The 17,703-nt window shown below is 62.5% G+C and carries 14 protein-coding genes; 6 read left to right on the top strand and 8 right to left on the bottom strand.

Features of this window, described 5'->3' with window-relative positions; genetic code table 11:
• Positions 1 to 313: 313 nt before the first annotated feature.
• Positions 314 to 754 (bottom strand): TA system VapC family ribonuclease toxin, encoded by a 441-nt coding sequence (locus IRI77_RS37225; RefSeq protein ID WP_194449978.1) that lies wholly within the window; start codon positions 752 to 754, stop codon positions 314 to 316.
• A 706-nt stretch (positions 755 to 1,460) separates the two neighbouring features.
• Between IRI77_RS37225 and IRI77_RS37230 the strand changes: the two genes are divergently transcribed.
• On the top strand, positions 1,461 to 1,934 hold the full coding sequence (locus IRI77_RS37230) for a hypothetical protein (RefSeq protein WP_194449979.1): 474 nt from the start codon (positions 1,461 to 1,463) through the stop codon (positions 1,932 to 1,934).
• A gap of 27 nt (positions 1,935 to 1,961) precedes the next feature.
• Here the strand turns inward: IRI77_RS37230 and IRI77_RS37235 are convergent, their stop codons facing one another.
• Positions 1,962 to 3,185 (bottom strand): ABC transporter permease, encoded by a 1,224-nt coding sequence (locus IRI77_RS37235; RefSeq protein ID WP_194449980.1) that lies wholly within the window; start codon positions 3,183 to 3,185, stop codon positions 1,962 to 1,964.
• A complete protein-coding gene (lysS, locus tag IRI77_RS37240) occupies positions 3,182 to 4,690 on the bottom strand; it encodes a lysine--tRNA ligase (protein ID WP_194449981.1) in 1,509 nt (502 codons plus the stop codon). The genes IRI77_RS37235 and lysS overlap by 4 nt, the downstream gene beginning before the upstream one ends.
• Before the next feature lie 39 nt (positions 4,691 to 4,729).
• Between lysS and IRI77_RS37245 the strand changes: the two genes are divergently transcribed.
• Genes IRI77_RS37245 through IRI77_RS37255 form a run of 3 tightly spaced genes read left to right on the top strand, consistent with a single transcriptional unit; the run spans position 4,730 to position 8,312 of the window.
• Positions 4,730 to 5,455, top strand: a complete 726-nt coding sequence (locus tag IRI77_RS37245) for a dolichyl-phosphate beta-glucosyltransferase (protein ID WP_194449982.1) — start codon at positions 4,730 to 4,732, stop codon at positions 5,453 to 5,455.
• A gap of 31 nt (positions 5,456 to 5,486) precedes the next feature.
• Positions 5,487 to 7,859, top strand: a complete 2,373-nt coding sequence (locus IRI77_RS37250) for a glycoside hydrolase family 95 protein (RefSeq protein WP_194449983.1) — start codon at positions 5,487 to 5,489, stop codon at positions 7,857 to 7,859.
• 21 nt (positions 7,860 to 7,880) lie between these two features.
• Entirely contained in the window at positions 7,881 to 8,312 is a 432-nt protein-coding gene (locus IRI77_RS37255; protein WP_194449984.1) for a BrxA/BrxB family bacilliredoxin, read from the top strand.
• Between the two features lie 70 nt (positions 8,313 to 8,382).
• On the opposite strand, the gene IRI77_RS37260 is transcribed toward IRI77_RS37255, so the two are convergent.
• Positions 8,383 to 9,717, bottom strand: a complete 1,335-nt coding sequence (locus IRI77_RS37260) for a GntT/GntP/DsdX family permease (protein ID WP_194449985.1) — start codon at positions 9,715 to 9,717, stop codon at positions 8,383 to 8,385.
• A gap of 27 nt (positions 9,718 to 9,744) precedes the next feature.
• Positions 9,745 to 11,196, bottom strand: a complete 1,452-nt coding sequence (locus IRI77_RS37265; protein WP_194449986.1) for a sulfatase family protein — start codon at positions 11,194 to 11,196, stop codon at positions 9,745 to 9,747.
• 115 nt (positions 11,197 to 11,311) lie between these two features.
• On the opposite strand from IRI77_RS37265, the gene IRI77_RS37270 reads away from it, so the two are divergent.
• Both IRI77_RS37270 and tpiA read left to right on the top strand, forming a co-directional pair.
• Positions 11,312 to 13,147, top strand: a complete 1,836-nt coding sequence (locus tag IRI77_RS37270; protein WP_194449987.1) for a S41 family peptidase — start codon at positions 11,312 to 11,314, stop codon at positions 13,145 to 13,147.
• Between the two features lie 79 nt (positions 13,148 to 13,226).
• A complete protein-coding gene (gene tpiA, locus IRI77_RS37275) occupies positions 13,227 to 13,979 on the top strand; it encodes a triose-phosphate isomerase (RefSeq protein WP_194449988.1) in 753 nt (250 codons plus the stop codon).
• Here tpiA and IRI77_RS37280 read toward each other — a convergent pair whose 3' ends face one another.
• From IRI77_RS37280 to IRI77_RS37290, 3 genes are all read right to left on the bottom strand, one after another.
• Positions 13,980 to 14,195, bottom strand: coding sequence for a hypothetical protein (locus IRI77_RS37280; RefSeq protein WP_194449989.1), 216 nt, complete (start codon positions 14,193 to 14,195; stop codon positions 13,980 to 13,982).
• Positions 14,196 to 14,212: 17 nt separating this feature from the next.
• A complete protein-coding gene (locus tag IRI77_RS37285) occupies positions 14,213 to 16,297 on the bottom strand; it encodes an outer membrane protein assembly factor BamB family protein (RefSeq protein WP_194449990.1) in 2,085 nt (694 codons plus the stop codon).
• Positions 16,298 to 16,444: 147 nt separating this feature from the next.
• The gene (locus IRI77_RS37290) at positions 16,445 to 17,674 is read right to left on the bottom strand and encodes a tagaturonate epimerase family protein (protein WP_194449991.1); all 1,230 of its coding nucleotides are present in this window, start codon (positions 17,672 to 17,674) and stop codon (positions 16,445 to 16,447) included.
• Positions 17,675 to 17,703 lie beyond the last annotated feature (29 nt).

The raw sequence follows: 17,703 nt of genomic DNA on the forward strand, positions 1-17,703 counted from the left end.
AAAATTACCATGCAAAATGAGAGATGTCAATGGATGTTTTATTTGATATCTATCGAAACCGAGAACCAAGAGGTCAAGATAGGAGAAGTGGACGAACTGCCGTATGACATATCCTCGCGCAAAGCACTGCGCGGATTATCAGGCCGCGAATGGTGCGATCATCGCAAAACGGGTTCAAGCTAGCGGTCGCTGCCGTTCTCGGTTGTGACAGTGCCTGCATGTTTGACCCATGGAGGGACGCCTTTCGGCTGGGGGCGTTGAACACAAGGGTCGCGGGCTTAATGTCCGTGGAACCCGGCGGAGCGTGGCGATCTCAGCCCAGAACTACGACCCTGGCCGTACTGTTTGCGAGGCTTTCCAGTTTGCGATCAAACGTGAGAAGGGCGGCATGGTGGGTGGCCGCGACTTGCAGGAGATAGGCGTCCGTCACCTGTTGATGTCTGAAGAGCCCCGCAAACGCACTCCGCCACTCTCCGGAAGTTGGTGCGGGGAGGGAGTCCAGGTAGACATGCAGGGGATCGCCGACCAAATCCGCCAGCAGAGCGACGGCTTGCTGCGGGCTCTTGGCCGGTCCGACGACGGCGGGATTTGAGGACAATCGGACAGACCCGAGCTGCGGGAGAGCGCAGGTTGCCCAACGGTTGCGGCGGGAAAGCGCCGCAATGGCCGCGGAGTGGAACTGGTGGTTCGGCCAGGCGATGGCCAGCAGGACATTCACGTCCAGCAGCAATAGTTGAGAAGAGGCCGTCTTCATCGATCGCTCGCCGAACCCGCGAGGCCGGGATCACTGGAGCATTATCCGGGACGTCAAACACCGGGAATCGCCGTGTTGAACGGCGCGGCTGCGAACTCTCCGGATTGAGCGCGCGACGTGCAAGGGCGGACAGCACCTTCCCGAGGCGCTCGCCCGACGAGCGCGAAAGGTGCATCGCCGCCTCATAGACGTCATCGTCGAGTGTGACAGTGGTCCGCACGATTTTCAGTGTGATGTAGTGATGCACTGATGCCAAGCGATCATCGGCCAAGACATTGACGACACAGTGTCCCGATGCTGATAACCTTCTGGTGGTCACGAAGGCCGCCAGTGGGGCATGCGCGGGCGGTCGGGCTCATCGAGGAGAGAATGGATGTTTGCTCATCTTGATCGGGTATTCTGGGCGCCGATCGGCTTTGCCGTGATACTGCCCTGTTCGGCTGCTGCTGTGGAACCACCAGGACCGTGCGCCATCGAGCTTCAGCGTGAGACCGGCCGGCGGATCAGCGACTTCGCTGAAAGCGGATCAACTCCGGAGGTTTTGCGCAAGCTCGTGCGAAGTATGTCGATGCGCGGAAGGATCCTAGGGGTCTTTGGATTTGAGAATGTTGAGGGCCCAGTCCGCAAGGTTTTTCTGGCTGCGAACGACGAGGATCTTGATACCCTAGTTCGGAAACTCTGCACGCAGGACCCTCGCCTGCGGCTCATGGAGACGGGCAATCCTCATCTCGTAAATCTGCTGGCCGCTGATGCCGGTGGTCCGGGGCGCGCGATCCTGGACTTCAAGCTGTCCAAATTCGACGTCGAAACCGACGCCTCGCCCGAGGACTTGGTCGTTACGCTGCCCACGTATTCGGCGGACCTGAACGATTACCTGACGAAGGTCTTTACGGCGGGCGGCGGGTCGCCGGGTGGCGGGGCGGTGATTACGGGGATCGGGAACGCGAACCCCCCCCATTTTTCCATTCACCGGAAGAACCTCACCGTCCGGGATGCCTTGAACGCGATCGCGGCTGAGTCGTACCGGCTGTATGTGGCGAACGGGTGCCGGGACCCACGGTTGGTATCGGATCACAACGAACTGTCGTTCGGCCCGACGGGTTGGGAGTTCCACTACGTGCCGCCCGCCGGAATGGGCTATCCGCAGTGGGTTTGGACGATCTTCCGGCCGTTGCAGTAGTTCGCGGCAGTCCGCGAGCCACCATGGCTACTCGTATCGCAGCGTCTCGACCGGCGTGATCTTCGTTGCCGAGCGCGCCGGATAGAGCGTCGCGGCCAAGGTGACGGCCAAGGCCGTGGCCGAGATCCAGAGCGCGTCGATGGGACGGGCCTCGAATGGCACGTAGGAGAGGGAGTAGATCTCCTCATCCAGCGCAAAGAGCCGGTAATGGTCGGCCAGGTAGGACAGGCCATAACCGAGGGTCAAGCCAAGGACAATGCCGGCGGCCGCGATCATCAGGCCTTGCGCGATAAAGATCTGCGCAATCTGGCGGCGGCGCGCGCCCATCGAGAGCAGTACCGCGATGTCTCGCCGCTTCTCCATTACGCTCATGAAGAGAGCGGTGAGGATGTTCAGCGCGGCGACGAGCTGAATCAACGAGATGGTGACAATGGACACGATGCGCTCCATCTTGAGCGCATTCAGGATCTGGCGGTTCTGCTCCATCCAACTGGTGGCGCCCAGTTCCTTGCCGGCCTGCGCTTCCGCGAGGCGGGCCGTTTCGGGTGCGGCTTCCAGGTCGTTCACCTTCAACTCGATGGAGTTGACGACATCACCCAGCGAGAAGAGCTTCTGGGCCGCGGGCAGGGTAGTGAAAGCGAACTGGTTGTCGAGGTCGTAGAAGCCCGATTCGAAGAGGGCCGCGACGCGAAAGCGCGTTTGGGAGGAGCGTAGTCCAAACGGGGTCAATTCGCCTTGGGGACTGATGAGACGGACGACATCGCCCACACGCATACCGATGCGGCGCGCCAGATGCGTCCCCAGGACGACACCGGGCAGGCCGCGGACATTGCTGAGATCACCGACTTCGCCGGCCGTGATGTGTTCACGGAAGTCCTGTCCATCCAATGGCATGCCCTTGATGGTCGCCTCGGCGGACTGGATGGGCCCGGCGGCCAGCACCTTGCCGTAGAGCGCCGGAGCGGCGCGCCGGACGTTGGGTACTTTGGCGAGCCTGGCACACAGATCGCGCCAGTTGGCGATGCCGGAGCTGGGCTCCTTTTCCAGCAGCACGACGTGGGGCGTGGCGCCCAGCAGGCTGCGCTCGAGCGAGGTGCGGAAGCCGTTGTTGATGGCCAGCGCGATGACCAGCGCCATGACGCCCGCCGCCACCCCGATCACCGAGATGACGGTGATCAGGGAGATCACGGCCTGACGGCGCTTGGCCCTCAGGTACCGGGAGGCGACGAAAAGTTCAAAGGCCTGAGTCACTTGGCAGATGCTTCCCGCAACCACTGGGCGATACCGATCTCGCCTTCCGGCCGCAGGAGCGGGAAGAGGATGACGTCGCGAATCGACTTCGCGTTGGTCATCAGCATGGTCACACGGTCGATACCGATGCCCTCACCGGCCGTGGGCGGCATGCCGTAGCACAGGGCTCGGATGTAGTCCTCGTCCATCTGGTGGGCTTCGTCGTCGCCCTTTTCCCGCATGGAGAGCTGCATTTCAAAGCGCTTGCGCTGCTCGTCCGGGTCGTTCAGCTCAGTGAACGCGTTGCCGATTTCCATGCCGGCGGCGAAGATCTCGAAGCGGTCGGTCATGGCCGGCTCTTCGGGGTTCTGCTTGGCCAGCGGGGAAACTTCCACGGGGTACTCGTGGATGATGGTGGGCTGGATGAGCGCGTCTTCACAATGACGCTCGAAGATGTCGACCAGCGCCTCGCCGGCCGTGGTCTTTTCCGAATGGGCCAGCAGCCATTCCGGGTCGCGCACATTGTCCATGGAGGGCTTCACCGGACCCTTCCAGTATTCACAAACGGCTTCGCGGATGGAGTAGCGGCGGACGTTGCCGAAGTCGAGCGATTGGCCCTGGTATTCGACCACGGTGTTGCCAGTGGCGTCGAGTGCTACCTGCTTCAACAGGTCGCCGGTGAGCTGCATAAGGTCGCGGTAGTCAGCATACGACTGGTAGAACTCGAGCATCGTGAACTCGGGGTTGTGCCGGGTGGACACGCCCTCGTTGCGGAAGTTGCGATTGATTTCGAAGACGCGCTCCATGCCGCCGGCAATCAGGCGCTTCAGGTAGAGTTCGGGGGCGATGCGCAGGTAGAGATCGATATCCAGCGTGTTGTGGTGGGTGACGAAGGGTCGCGCGGCGGCGCCGCCGTAGAGCGACTGCATCATGGGCGTTTCGACTTCCGTGAAACCGCGGTCCTCCAGTTGGCGGCGGAACGAGCGGACGACCTTGGCGCGGGTCTGGAAGGCCTGCTGCACCTCGGGGTTGGCAATGAGGTCGAGGTAGCGCTGGCGGTAGCGGATCTCGACGTCCTCCAGGCCGTGGTACTTCTCTGGCATCCCCATCAGGTTCTTGGAAAGGAACGTGAGGGTTTCGGCGTGAACGGAGAGTTCGCCGGTGCGGGTGCGGAAGAGGTAGCCCTCGACGCCGATGATGTCGCCCAAGTCCAGCAACTGCCAGAGCTTGTATTCGTTCTCGGTGACCGCGTCCTTCTTGATATAGACCTGGAGGCGTTCGCCCGACTGCTGGATGTGCGTGAAACCGGCCTTGCCCATACGGCGGATGGTCTGGATGCGGCCGGCGACTTTGACAGTGACGCGGTTGGCTTCCAGCTCTTCTGCGGTCTTCTCTGTGTACGTGGCGAGGATGGCGCCGAGGGTATGGGAGAAGTCGAAGCGTTGGCCGTAGGGGCGGTAACCCAGGGCGGCGATTTCACGGATGCGCGCGAAGCGCTGGTCGAACAGATCCTGTTCCAGGGACAAGGCAAAACTCCTAGGGAAAACCCCATTATAATAGGGAGCTTGCGGTCTCTTTCGATCATCATTCCGGCATACAACGAAGAGCAGCGTCTCCCCGGTAGTCTCGAGACGGTCAAATCCTATTTAGATTCAAAGGGTTTCGACTTCGTGGAAGTGGTGGTGGTCGATGACGGATCGAGGGACAGAACGGCCGAAATCGTGCGCGAAACAGCGCTGCGGGACAGCCGGGTGCGGCTGGTTTCGAATCCTGGCAACCGTGGCAAGGGCTATGCGGTGCGGCACGGCATGCAGGAGGCGAAGGGCGACTGGGTGCTGTTCAGCGATGCCGACCTTTCCGCTCCGATTCAGGAACTGGACAAACTGATCGCCGCGGTGCGGCGCGAGAAGGCCGATGGCGCGATTGGGTCGCGCGCGTTGGACCGCTCGCTGGTGGGGAAGCACCAGTCTTTTCTGCGGGAGTTCGCCGGACGTTTCTTCAACCTGATCATGCGCCTGGCCACGGGATTGCCCTATCGCGACACGCAGTGCGGTTTCAAGATGTTACGCGCCGACGTTGCGCGCATCGTGGCGGCCCGGCAGCAGAGTGAAGGCTTCGGCTTCGATGTCGAGATCCTCTATATCGCTCATAAGCATGGTTTTCGCGTGGTGGAAGTGCCTGTCCGGTGGTTCAATGCCGAGGGCACGAAGGTCAGCATGTGGAATGGCCTCACCGCGTTCGCGGATCCGTGGCGCGTCCGCCTGAACGATCTGAAGGGCCTGTACAAGTAGACACTCCGAAAACGGAAGAGGAGAGTGAGTGATGCGCAGACGCACGTTCCTGCAGAGCCTGCCTGTGGCGGCCGCGGCCGCTCCGATGCCCCCGGTGAAGAAGAAGAGCAGCTTGCGCATCTGGTTTGATGAACCGGGTTTGAAGTTCCAGCAGTCGCTGCCGCTCGGGAATGGGCGGTTGGGCGCCATGGTCTTTGGTGGGGTTCCTGAAGAACGCATCGTCCTGAACGAAAGCTCGGTGTGGGCCGGGAGCAGGCAGGACGCGGACCGGCCCAATGCGGCGGAAGTGCTGCCGGAGATCCGCCGGCTGCTGCTGGAAGGAAAGAACTTTGAAGCCGAGGCGCTGGTGAACAAGAACTTCATCTGCCAGGGGGCCGGTTCGCACAATCCCAAGGGCGGCATCGTGCCGTTCGGCCGGTACCAGATCCTGGGCAATCTTCGATTGAAGTTTCCCCAGGGCGGCGAAGTGAAGAACTACCGCCGCGAGCTGGACCTCGAAACCGCCATGGGCCTGGTGGAGTACGAGCAGGACGGAGTCAAGTACACGCGGGACGCGTTTGTCAGTGCTCCGGACCAGGCGATCATCGTGCGGCTGACGGCATCGAAACTAAGGAACTTGACGTTCGAAGCCAATTTGGACCGGCCAGAACGAGCTGCGGTGAAGGCCGAAGGGCGCGACACCCTGTTGATGACAGGGCAGTTAGACAACGGGACGGACGGGAAAGGCGTGAAGTTCGCGGCGCGGCTGCGGCTGATGGTGCGCGGCGGGACGATGACCGTGGACGGAGACGCGATCAAGGTTCAGGGGGCGGACGCGGCGATTCTGTTCATCACCGCGGCGACCGACTACCAGGGATTTGGAGGACGGAACGTCAAGGACCCGGTGGCCGCGACACGGGCGGACATGCTGAAGCTGGCACGGCGTACGTATGTCGGGCTAGTGAGCGCGCACCAGGCGGATTACCGGAAGTACTTCCAGCGGGTCTCGATCGATCTGGGGCCGGGCAACAACGAGTTGACCACGCCGAAGCGGCTGATCAAGGCGTTTGAAGGAGCTCAGGATCCGGGGCTGGCCGCCCTTTATTTTCAATACGGCCGGTATCTGCTGATCTCGTCGTCGCGGCCGGGCGGGCTGCCCGCCAATCTGCAGGGTGTCTGGGCCGAGGAGTTGGAGACGCCCTGGAACTCGGACTGGCACCTGGATGTAAACGTCCAGATGAACTATTGGCCGGCTGAGTCGGGCGGGCTGAGCGACCTGCATGCCCCGCTGTTTGCCCTGATTGAGTCGCTGGTGGAGCCGGGATCGAAGACGGCCAAAGCGTACTACAACGCGCGCGGCTGGGTGGCGCATGTTGTGACGAATCCCTGGGGCTTCACGTCGCCGGGGGAGAGCGCTTCCTGGGGTGCGACGACGAGCGGATCGGCGTGGTTGTGCCAGCATTTGTGGGATCACTACCTGTTCACCCAGGACCGGGCGTATCTCGAGAAAGCCTATCCGGTGATGCAGGGTTCAGCGCGCTTCTACGCCGACATGCTGATTGAAGAGAGGTCGCACCAGTGGCTGGTGACGGCTCCGGCCAATTCGCCGGAGAATGCCTTCCAGTTGCCGGACGGGCGTCGGGCGCATGTATGCATGGGGCCGGCGGTGGATATGCAACTGCTTCGCTACCTGTTCGGGGCCTGCATCGAGGCGTCGAAGGTTTTAGGCATTGATGCCGACTTCCGCAAAGAGTTGGAAGCGAAGCGGGCGCGGCTGGCACCAACGCGAGTCAGCTCTGACGGACGGATCATGGAATGGCTGGAAGAGTATCCTGAGCCGGAGCCACACCACCGGCACGTGTCGCATTTGTGGGGGCTGTATCCCGGATCCGAGATCACGCCGGACGGGACGCCTGAACTGGCAAAAGCCGCGGTGAAATCGCTGGATGCGCGTGGAGACGCTTCGACGGGCTGGTCGCTGGCCTACAAGATCAATCTGTGGGCGCGGCTGGGGGATGGGAACCGGGCGCATAAGTTGTTGAAGATGCTGCTCGCTCCGGTGGGTTCAAACAGTACAAAGACGAACTACTCGTCGGGCGGCGGCAGCTATGAGAATCTGTTCGACGCGCATCCGCCGTTCCAGATTGACGGCAACTTCGGTGGCGCGGCCGGGATCGCCGAGATGCTGTTGCAGAGCCACAACGGGGTGATCCGCCTGCTGCCGGCCTTGCCGGACGAGTGGAGCAAGGGCAGCGTGAAGGGTTTGCATGCCCGCGGCGGCTATGTTGTCGATATGTCCTGGAGCGGCGGAAAGCTGGAGTCGGCGACCTTGCATTCGACTTTGGGGGGCACCTGCAAGGTGAGCGCCGGGGGTAAAGTGACTGAACACACGACCAAGCCGGGCGAGACAGTACGGATTGGTTAGGATTCGTGAGATTCTAGAAGCATGCCTTATCCAGAGCCATTGATCATTCCCATGCGGGAAGATCTGACCAAGTTCGGTGTGGTGGAAGCGCGGACGCCGGAAGCGGTGGACGAAACCGTAGCGACGCCCGGCACTGTGTTGATGATCACAAATTCGGTGTGCGGTTGCGCCGCCGGTAAGGCTCGTCCGGCGATCGGCATGGCGCTGCAGCATACCAACCGGCCCGACGTGGCCGCGACCGTTTTCGCAGGTGCGGACGTGGCGGCTACGGCTGCGCTGCGCGAGAAGCACCTGAAGGGGATTCCGCCCTCGTCGCCGTCGATGGCTTTGTTTCGTGACGGCCAGTTGGTTTGGGCGCTGCACCGCTTCGAGATCGAGAGCCGCCAAGCTCCTGAGATCGCGAAGATCCTGGTGGAAGCGTTCGACCGTTTCTGCACGAAGACTCCTGCGTAAGCAGGCGGCTGGGATGACGAATTTGAGAGCCGGCCCCTGTGCCGGCTTTCTTTTTGTCTGAGGGCCGCGGTTAGCGGAAGAAGATCATCTGGGCCAGCAGTACGATGACCAGGCCGACTCCGGACGTGATGACCTTCATTGCCGTCCAGGAGCGTAACGTCTGCGGCACGGTCATTTCAAAAGACTGATTGACCAACCAGAAGCCGGCATCGTTCACGTGCGACAGGATGGTGCCGCCACAGCACAAGGCGAGGACGATCATCTCCGGCGTGTAGCCGGGGATTCCCTTCACCAGCGGTGCAACGATGCCCGCGGCGGTGATGATGGCCACGGTGGCGGAGCCCTGGGCCACGCGCATGGCGGCGGCAACCAGATAAGCCAGAACCAGCGGGGACATGTTGGAATCCGCCAGCAGCTTGCCGGCGTACGGTCCGACACCGGAATCCACGATCACCTGCTTGAACGCGCCGCCGCCGCCCATGATGGCCAGCAGCGCTCCGATGGGGGCCATGGACTCGTTGGCCATGCGGGCGATATCGGCGCGGTTGAGGCCGCAGCGGAAGCCAAGGAAGAACATAGCGGCCAGGGCCGTAACGGTGAGCGCGGTGAACGGGTGTCCAAAGAAGGCGAACACCTCTTTGCCCGCGAGAGCGTTCGCGTTGGAGATGGTGGCGGCGAAGATCAGAATCACCGGCAGCAGGAGGAGCAAGATGACCAGGGGCACGGGCGGAGCGGGGCGATTGGAGCACTCCACCACTTTGGCGGCGCGCTCCGGTACGGGGATGAAGAGGCGCCTGGCGATCCAGCGGCTGTAGAAGATGCCGCCGGAGATGGCCATTGGGATAGAGACCGCGATGCTGAAGAGGATGGTCTTGCCGAGATCCGCGCCCAGCAGTTGGGCGGCAGCGGCCGGCGCCGGGTGCGGCGGGACCATGGCATGCGTGACAGTCAAGGCCGCGGCGAGCGGCAAGCCGTAATACAGGAGAGACTTTTTAGACTCGCGCGCCAGGCTGTAGACCAGCGGCACGAGGATAATGAAGCCCACCTCGAAGAAGATGGGCAGACCGATCAGGAACGAAGAGAGCAGGACGGCCCAGGTGGCGCGGCCGGGCCCGAAGCGGGCGAGGACCCAGTCGGCCAGTGCGCGGCCGCCGCCTGAGTACTCCAGGAACCGCCCGATCATGGCGCCGAGCGCGACCACCACGGCGATGAAGCCCAGCGCCTCCCCAAAGCCGTTCTGGATGGACTTCAGGAGTTGGAGCGGCTTCATGCCGCACGCCAGCCCGAGCGCCATGCTGGTGATCATCAGGGCGAGGAAGGCATGCAGCCGCGCCCAGAGGATGAGGACCAGAAGGAGTCCGATGGAGCAGAGCGTAAACAGGACAAGCGTATTGCCGTTAGGCATGAGCAGCCATTCTATTACGCATCCTGGTCAGCGCGTCAGCAGGGGGCGGCTGCGGCCATCACTACGGTACTGATCGAGTAGTGCTGTCAGCGACTGGACCACGCTGGGTTTGTCCGCCCAGAGATTGCGTGTCTCCTGCGGGTCGTCGGCCATATTGTATAACTCGCCCTGCGGTTCGCCTGCCGCGGGGGTGATGGCGGCCGGTTGAGTGAAGCCTCCGGAGCCGCGCCCCAACGCCAGTTTCCAGGGGCCGCGGCGGACGGCGAAGAGTCCCTGGGCAGAGTGATGGATGACGGCGTCGCGGACCGCGGTGACGGGCCGGGTACCAAGCAGGGCAGGGGCGAGGGAGAAGCTGTCTTCGGCGGAGTCGCGGGGCAATCCGACGCCAGCGAGTTCGGCGGCTGTGGCGCAGAGATCCGTGAGGCAGCCCAATTGTTTGGATACGCCGCCGGGTGTGATCCGGCCGGGCCAGCGGGCGAGGAAGGGGATGCGGTGGCCGCCGTCGTAGATGTCGGCCTTCATGCCGCGCCAGTTGGCATTGGCGCGATGGCCGGTTTCGTCGATGTTGGCGGGCTTCCAGTAGGCCCCGTTGTCGCTGGCGAACAGGACGAGCGTACTGGCGGCGCGGCCGGACTGTTCGAGGGCCGTGAGGATGCGGCCCACCGAGTCGTCGACCTGGGTGACGAAGTCGCCGTAGAGCCCGGCGCGCGACTTGCCTTGCTGCTCCGGCTTGGGCGCCCAGGGGGTGTGGGGCGCTGTCAGGGGCACATAGAGGAAGAACGGGTTGGCGGCGGCCCGGCGGGCGCGAAGGAACTCTTCAGCCTTGCGCGTGATGGTGGGGAGGACTTCGTCGATTTTGAAGGAAGGAGAGATGGCGCCGCCGCGATAGAAACGGCCCTGGGAACCGCCGAAGCCGGTGTCGCCGGGCGTCTCGGCAGTGGGCGGTTCGGCTGCGTGGTCCTGGTCGACCCAGAGGTAAGGCGGCATGTCGAGCGAGGCGGGAATCCCGTAGAAGGTTTCGAAGCCGTGGTCGACGGGGCAGGGATGCAGCGGCCTGGAGTAATCGGTCTTGGCGGCCGTGCCCAAACCGAGGTGCCATTTGCCGAAGGCGGCGGTATTGTAGCCGGCGTTCTTCAGTAGAGAGGCCACGGTGGGGCGGCCGGGCTCGATGAGATTGGGGGAGTAACCCTGGAGGACTCCGGACTTGAGGGAGGAGCGCCAGCAGTAGCGGCCAGTCAGAATGCCATAGCGGGTGGGCGTGCACACCGAGGAGGGGGAGTGCATGTCTGTGAAGCGGACGCCCTGCGCGGCCAGTTTGTCGAGGTGGGGGGTGGGAATCTTTGATTCGGGATTGTAGCAGCCCAGGTCGCCCCAGCCCATGTCGTCGGCCAGCACATAGAGGATGTTTGGGCGGGCCGCGGCGGGTTGCGCGGCCCAGGCCGCCGCTGGTAGGGCCTGGAGGAAGGATCGGCGCAGCATGGTGGTGGGGCGAGCATATCACAGCGTTCTCCATCAGGCCGCGGAACGGGTTATTATTGCCAATGACCGGGTCTACTGAGTCTGATTTTGGAATTAACCACAAAAGGGTGAACGAATGCTTTTGAGAAATGCCGCAGTGTTCCTGCTGTGTCTCTCGCCAGTCTGCTTCGGCCAACTGACGACGGATCAGAAGGTATCGGATTTTCTACAACTGGCGGGGTTGTACGCGAAAAACTACGCTCCGTATGAGTGGAAGCGCGACGTGATGGGCTTTGACCTGTACAATGTCAAGCCCTGGGTAGAAAAGGTCAAGACTTCAAAGAGTGATATAGAGTTTCTGGATCTGTGCGTGCGCTATGTGGCGAGCCTGCAGGACAGCCATGACGAGTTCTATATTCCCTCGGACTTCGTTGCGGATATGCGGATTCTGGTGGATATCTATGATGGCAAAGTCCTGATTGAAGGTGTGGACCGGACGACTCTGCCAAGGCGCCTCTTTCCGATTGATGTGGGCTCCGAACTGGTTTCGGTGGACGGGATTCCAGTTGAGGACCTGATCCAGCAGTTCGTCCCCTATGCGGCTGACGGGTCGGGCAACGTGATCACGCGCCGCCGGCTGGCAGCCGATGCGATCACATACCGCCTGCAGACGCTGATGCCTCCGGCCGGCCTGATCGGCGATTCCGCCGTGATTGTGGTGCGCGGCCTGGATGGCACGGAAGCGACCTACACCGTGCCGTGGGTGAAATCGGGCACGCCCATGATCACCGTCGGGCCGGTGCCCGGCTTTGACCTGAGCTCCTACAAACGGCCGGATCCGGTGGCTGCCACCCGTGCGCTGCTTTCCCGGCGCGGCATCGACAAGATGGATCGTCATTCCACGGGCAGTGCATTTCGCGCCGCGGTGGCTGCCGGCCGCAACGACCGTGGCCTGACTCGGGAGAAGGCCGCACCGGTGGAAGAGTCAGTGCCCGAGTACATGGTGCCGCTGAAGGAATTTCAGACGATGGAAGGCATCCACACGAAGGTGGGCTCCACGGGGTTCAGTTACTTCTATCCGATGTTCGACCTGCCTGGGAACTTCCAGTACCGGCTTGGGTTTGGCAGCACCGATGAGTTCTTCTCCGGCACGTACAAGTCCGGCGGCTATAACATCGGGTTCATCCGCATTCCGGATATGACGCCGACGAACTCGACTTTGGCGCTCACGCAGTTCGCTTCGGAGATGGCCTACTTTAACGCCAATACGGATGGTCTGGTGATAGACGTCATGAACAATGGCGGCGGAAACCTGTGCTATACGCAGTCGTTGGAGCAGTATCTATTCCCGCAGCCGTTTCGCGGCGTCGCCTACGAGATGCGCGCGACGCAGACCTGGGTGAACTTCTTCTCTACGACCCTGACCGCGGCGAAGAAGGCCAATGCTCCGCAGTACGCGATTGACCTGTATACCGCGTACCTGAACGAGGTGAAGGCGGCGCTGTCGGAGAATCGCGGCCGGACCGGTTCGCTGCCCGTTTGCACGCTGAGCTTCGAGAACGTTCCTCCGGCCACGGACAAGACGGGCGCGGTGGTGGCGTACAAGAAGCCGATTCTGGTGGTGACCGATGAGTTTACCATCTCGGCGGGCGAAGCCTTCACGATGATGCTGCAGGATGGCGGCCGCGCGACTGTGTTCGGCATGCGGACCGATGGCGGCGGCGGCAATCCAGCCGCGTACAACGCCACCACGTACTCCGAAAGTGCGACCCGGGTGACGCGCACGTTTGTCACGCGCAGCAAGCTGGCGGTAACTCCCGACTTTCCTCCGGCCAATCACATGGAGAACGTCGGAGTGTATCCCGACATCCTCATGGACTACATGACGAAGGAGAACTTCGACACGTTCGGAGGTCCGTTCGTGGATGGGTTTACAGCGGCGATCGTCGACAAGATCGCGAAGGGTCAGTAAGCGGAGAGGACCGGGGCGGGCGGTACGCCGCTCGCCCCGATTCAGACTGAGTGGTCCGGAAACAGGCTAAAATAGAATCATGCGCACTCCTTTGATGGCCGGCAACTGGAAGATGTTCAAGACGCCGGCGGAAACGAAAGCATTCTTCGAAAAGTTCCTGCCGCTGGTGGCCACGTCCACGCATGCGGACGTCGCGATTTGCCCTCCCTTTGTCGACATCGCCGCCGCCGTGGAAGCGGCCGCGGGCAGCCGCGTGGGTATTGGTGGCCAGAACTGCTACTGGCAGAACAAGGAAGGCGCTTTCACCGCGGAAGTTACGCCGGCCATGTTGAAGGCAGCCGGTTGCACGTATGTGATCATCGGCCACAGCGAACGCCGCCAGTATTTCCACGAGACCGACGAGACGGTGCTGAAGCGCACCAAGGCCGCTCTGGAAGCCGGGCTGATCCCCATGGTTTGCGTGGGTGAGCTCCTGGAAGAGCGCGAATCCGGCCGCACAAACGAAGTGCTGGCCACGCAGTTCAACGGCGGGATCGCCGGCCTGACGCCGGAAGAGTTCGCCAAAATCGTGATTGCCTACGAGCCTGTTTGGGCCATCGGCACCGGCAAAGTAGCTACCCCCGAGATCGCGCAGGACACGCACAAGGCGATCCGCGACCTGGTGGCGGCGAAGTTCGGGGCGGAGGCCGCGGCGGCGGTTCGCATCCTCTATGGCGGCAGCGTGAAGCCCGACAACGTGAAGGGCCTGATGGCGAAGCCGGATATCGACGGCGCGCTGGTGGGCGGAGCCGCGCTGAAGCCGGAAGACTTCGCGGGCGTCGTGAACTTCTAGTCAGCTCTCCAAGGATTCAGGGCGCGGCTCCGGCAGCGGGGCGGCGCCCTTTTTCTTTTGTTCTTCCAATAGCGATTTAAGTAGCACTTTGATGTCCGCGACATCCTTGCTCATGGCGTAGACTCGCCACAGGATGTAGGGGACCACACCCACCCAGAAGGCCAGAAGAACGAATTGAATGATCCACGCCACCGGGCGTGCCACATTGGGAGACATGGCCGGAGTCTAGCAGTTTAGTCCGGCAGAGCGAAAGAGTAGTAAGAGCCGCCCGAGTGGCCCTTCCACTTGCCCCCGCCCGCCCCCATGACAACGTATTGCTTTCCGTTCACTGTGTACGTGGAAGGGGTGGAGTTGCCGGCGGCGTCCATGGTGAATTCCCACAACAGTTTGCCGGTGCGTTTGTCGAAGGCGTGGAACTTGTTGTCGGCGTTGGTGGCTCCGATGAAGAGGAGGCCGCCGGCCGTGACGACGGCCCCGCCGTAGTTCTCGCTGCCGGTGTTTCGCACCCCCTGGGCGACCAGTTCAGGGATTTCGCCAAATGGGATCTTCCAGGCGTACTCGCCGGTGTCGATGTTGACGGCGTTGAGGGTGCCCCATGGCGGTTTCACGGCTGGGTAGCCGTCGGGGTCGAGGAACTTGTTGTAGCCATCCATCGTGTACTTGAGGTCGATGGGGGAGGGCGGACCCGAGACGGTCTGGATGACCTCCTTGTCTTCACCCTTCAACAAGTAGCGGAGGATGGCGTCGAGGGCGGGTTCCTTGAGGTGAGCGAAGCCGGGCATGCGGCCGGCGCCTTTGTGCATAATCTGGGCAACCTGTTCCTCGCTACGCCTGGAGATCAGGTTTTGGAGGGAAGGGAACTCGGGCGGACTGCCTGCCATGTCTTCGCGGTGGCAGCCGGCGCAGTTGCGGTTGTAGAGGATGCGGCCGGTGGCGATCTTGCCTGCGTCCTTGGGGACGAGGCGGAGGATCCAGGCCATCTCGTTGGCGTTGATATAGAGCAGGTTAGTCTGGGGATCGTAGGAGGCTCCACCCCATTCGCCTCCGCCGTCGAAGCCAGGGAAGACGACGGTGCCCTGACGGCTGGGGGGCGTGAACTGAGGGCCGCTGCGAACCTGCTTGAGGCGTTCCAGGACGGTGTCGTGCGCCTCCTTTGTGCGGTTGGTGACCTCGTCCTCTGTGAACTGCTGGCGGGCGAAGGGGGCCGGCTTGAGGGGCAACGGCTGGGTTTTGGCGAGGAGTTCGCCGTCGACGTCGGAGGGCGGGACGGGCTTCTCTTCGTACGGAAAGAGGGTCTTGCCGGTGACGCGGTCGAAGAGCCAGATCCAGCCGGATTTGGTGATTTGGGCTACTGCGTCGACCGGTTTGCCGTCGCGATTCACGGTGACGAGCGTGGGGGCAGTGGGCAGGTCACGGTCCCAGGTGTCGTGATGGACGAACTGAAAGTGCCAGAGCTTTTCGCCCGTCTCGGCCTTCAGCGCGAGCAGGCAATTGGCGTAGAGGTTGTCACCGATGCGGTTGGCGCCATAGAAATCGAAGGCTGCGGAGCCGGTGGGGACATAGACGATGCCGCGTTTTTCGTCCATGGTGATGCCGGCCCAACTGTTGGCGCCGCCGATGTAGTCCTGGGCGCCTTTCGGCCAGGTGGTGGCGGCGGGGTCGGACGGCGAAGGAATGGTCCGGAACATCCAACGCAGTTTGCCTGTGCGGACGTCATAGCCCCGGATGTGGCCGGGGGCGGCGGGCAGACCCTCGCTCACCAGGCTGCCGATTACCAGAATGTCCTTGTAGACTACGCCGGGGGTGGTTACGGTGATGGAGAGATTGGTGGCATCGCGGCCCAGGTTCTGGCGCAGGTCGATGCGGCCGGCCGTGCCGAAGGAGGGTACGGGCTGGCCGGTGTCGGCATTGAGGGCGTAGAGCCAGTTGCTGGACGAGAAGTAAAGCCGGCGGTCGGCGCCGCTCTCCCAGTAGTTGAGGCCGCGATTGCGGGTCTTCCCGGTGACGGGCTTGTTCCTGTTGGGATCGAAACTCCACTTCAGCTTGCCGGTGGCGGCGTCGAGGGCAAGGATGCGCAGCTTGGGTGAGCTGACGTACATGACTCCGCGGACAATGATCGGGTTGCACTGCATCTCGGAACCATCGAAAGCGTCACCGGTGTCGTAGCGCCAGGCGAGTTTCAGGCGGCTGACATTGGCGGTGTTGATCTGGTCGAGAGTGGAGTACTTCGTATTGGCGGCGCTACCGTGATAGGTCGGCCAATCCTCGGCCAGAAGGCAGAGGGAGACGAGGGAGAGGAGAAAGGTACGGCCCAGCATTGCAATGACGGCTATTATAGTGCGTCACGCTGAGAGGTTCCATCGAGGGCTCTGAATAAGGAAGGCCGGCAGGCAGGATCGTGAGGGCTGCCCGAGGCGTCGGGGAGTGAATGGCGACGCCCCGGGCGATTTCGAGGGCGATGCGCGTTACAGGAAGACGCGGGCGATATGGCGGTCGAAGAGGTTCTCGGTTACGTTGCGGGCGACGCTCTCCTCGCACTCCCGTACCATCCGCAGGTAGCTCTCGCCAAGCTTGGCGGCGACTTTGTAGCCGACATGCAACAGTTGGCGCAGGTTGGCGTTGAAGGCCGGGTTGCCCTGGTCGTGGCGCAGCGCGGACGCGTAGTCGGTGGCGCTCCATTCATTCACGGTTGCGGGTGAAGGAAGGCTTGCCTCGTGGATGTCGATCACCGCGGCGTAGGGGGCGCAGAGTTCCGCGCTGTGCGCGAAGGCTTCGGCATAAACGAGTTTCGCCATGGCCAGTCCCTCGCCGCCGGCTTCAGCCAGTCCGATGAGTTCTTCCAGCCAGGTGGTGCCCGCAGTTTTGAGGTGGACGCCCGCTCCGGTGGACTGCATGGCGCGGCGGATGGCGGGATAGATGGAGAACTTGTCGCTGCCCGAGTGGACACTGAGCTTGAGGTTCGCGGGAAGGCCGAACTCCTTCACCGCGTGGGCGATGACGGCGATGTCGTCAAGGAACTCGCGCTCGAACTGTGCTGGGTCACCGACATAGTCGACGCCCTTGTTGAAGCGGCCGGTGAATTTGGGGGCGATGGTTTGGGCCGGGATCTTCTGGTCGGCGAGCGCGGCCAGGATCACCAGGAGTTCATCCGGCGTCTGAGGGGCGTCTGTTTCGTCGCAGGAGACTTCCGTGACGAAGGTGCCGGCGCCTCGCGCGGACTCGATGCGGCGGTAGATGCGGCCGGCATCTTCCGCGGCGAACAGGTATTTGACGGCCGCCTTGTGAACCTTCTCCCTGGTGAGGCCGAAGGCTCCGCCGAAGTCGCCGTGACGTTGGACGAAGGCGTCCACGGCGTCAGGCTCGGCGGACTTACCGATGGAGTCGGCGACGTCGAGGGTAAAGAAGTCGCTGGCGGTGAGGAAGCCCTCGACGGTACCGAGATTGATGTGATCGGCATCCACGTGATAGGGCTTGGTCCAGCCGAGAGCAGCGACAGCGGCATCGGCCTCGGCGCGTACGCTGGGCGGCTTGGATCCGACGATCATGTGCTCGCGGTTGCTCTTGTTCCAGACGGGAATAATTTCGGCGCCCAGGGCAGCCGCTTTGGCGCAGGCGGCCAGTTGAGCGCGGCCCTGCTGGGCGAAACGGTCACCCATTCCGAAGGAGTACTTTGCCAGTGCTACTGCATTTTCCATAGCTGTGAATTAACATATCAGTAATCACT

Origin of the sequence: Paludibaculum fermentans (assembly GCF_015277775.1) — a bacterium.
Classification (GTDB): Bacteria; Acidobacteriota; Terriglobia; order Bryobacterales; family Bryobacteraceae; genus Paludibaculum; species Paludibaculum fermentans.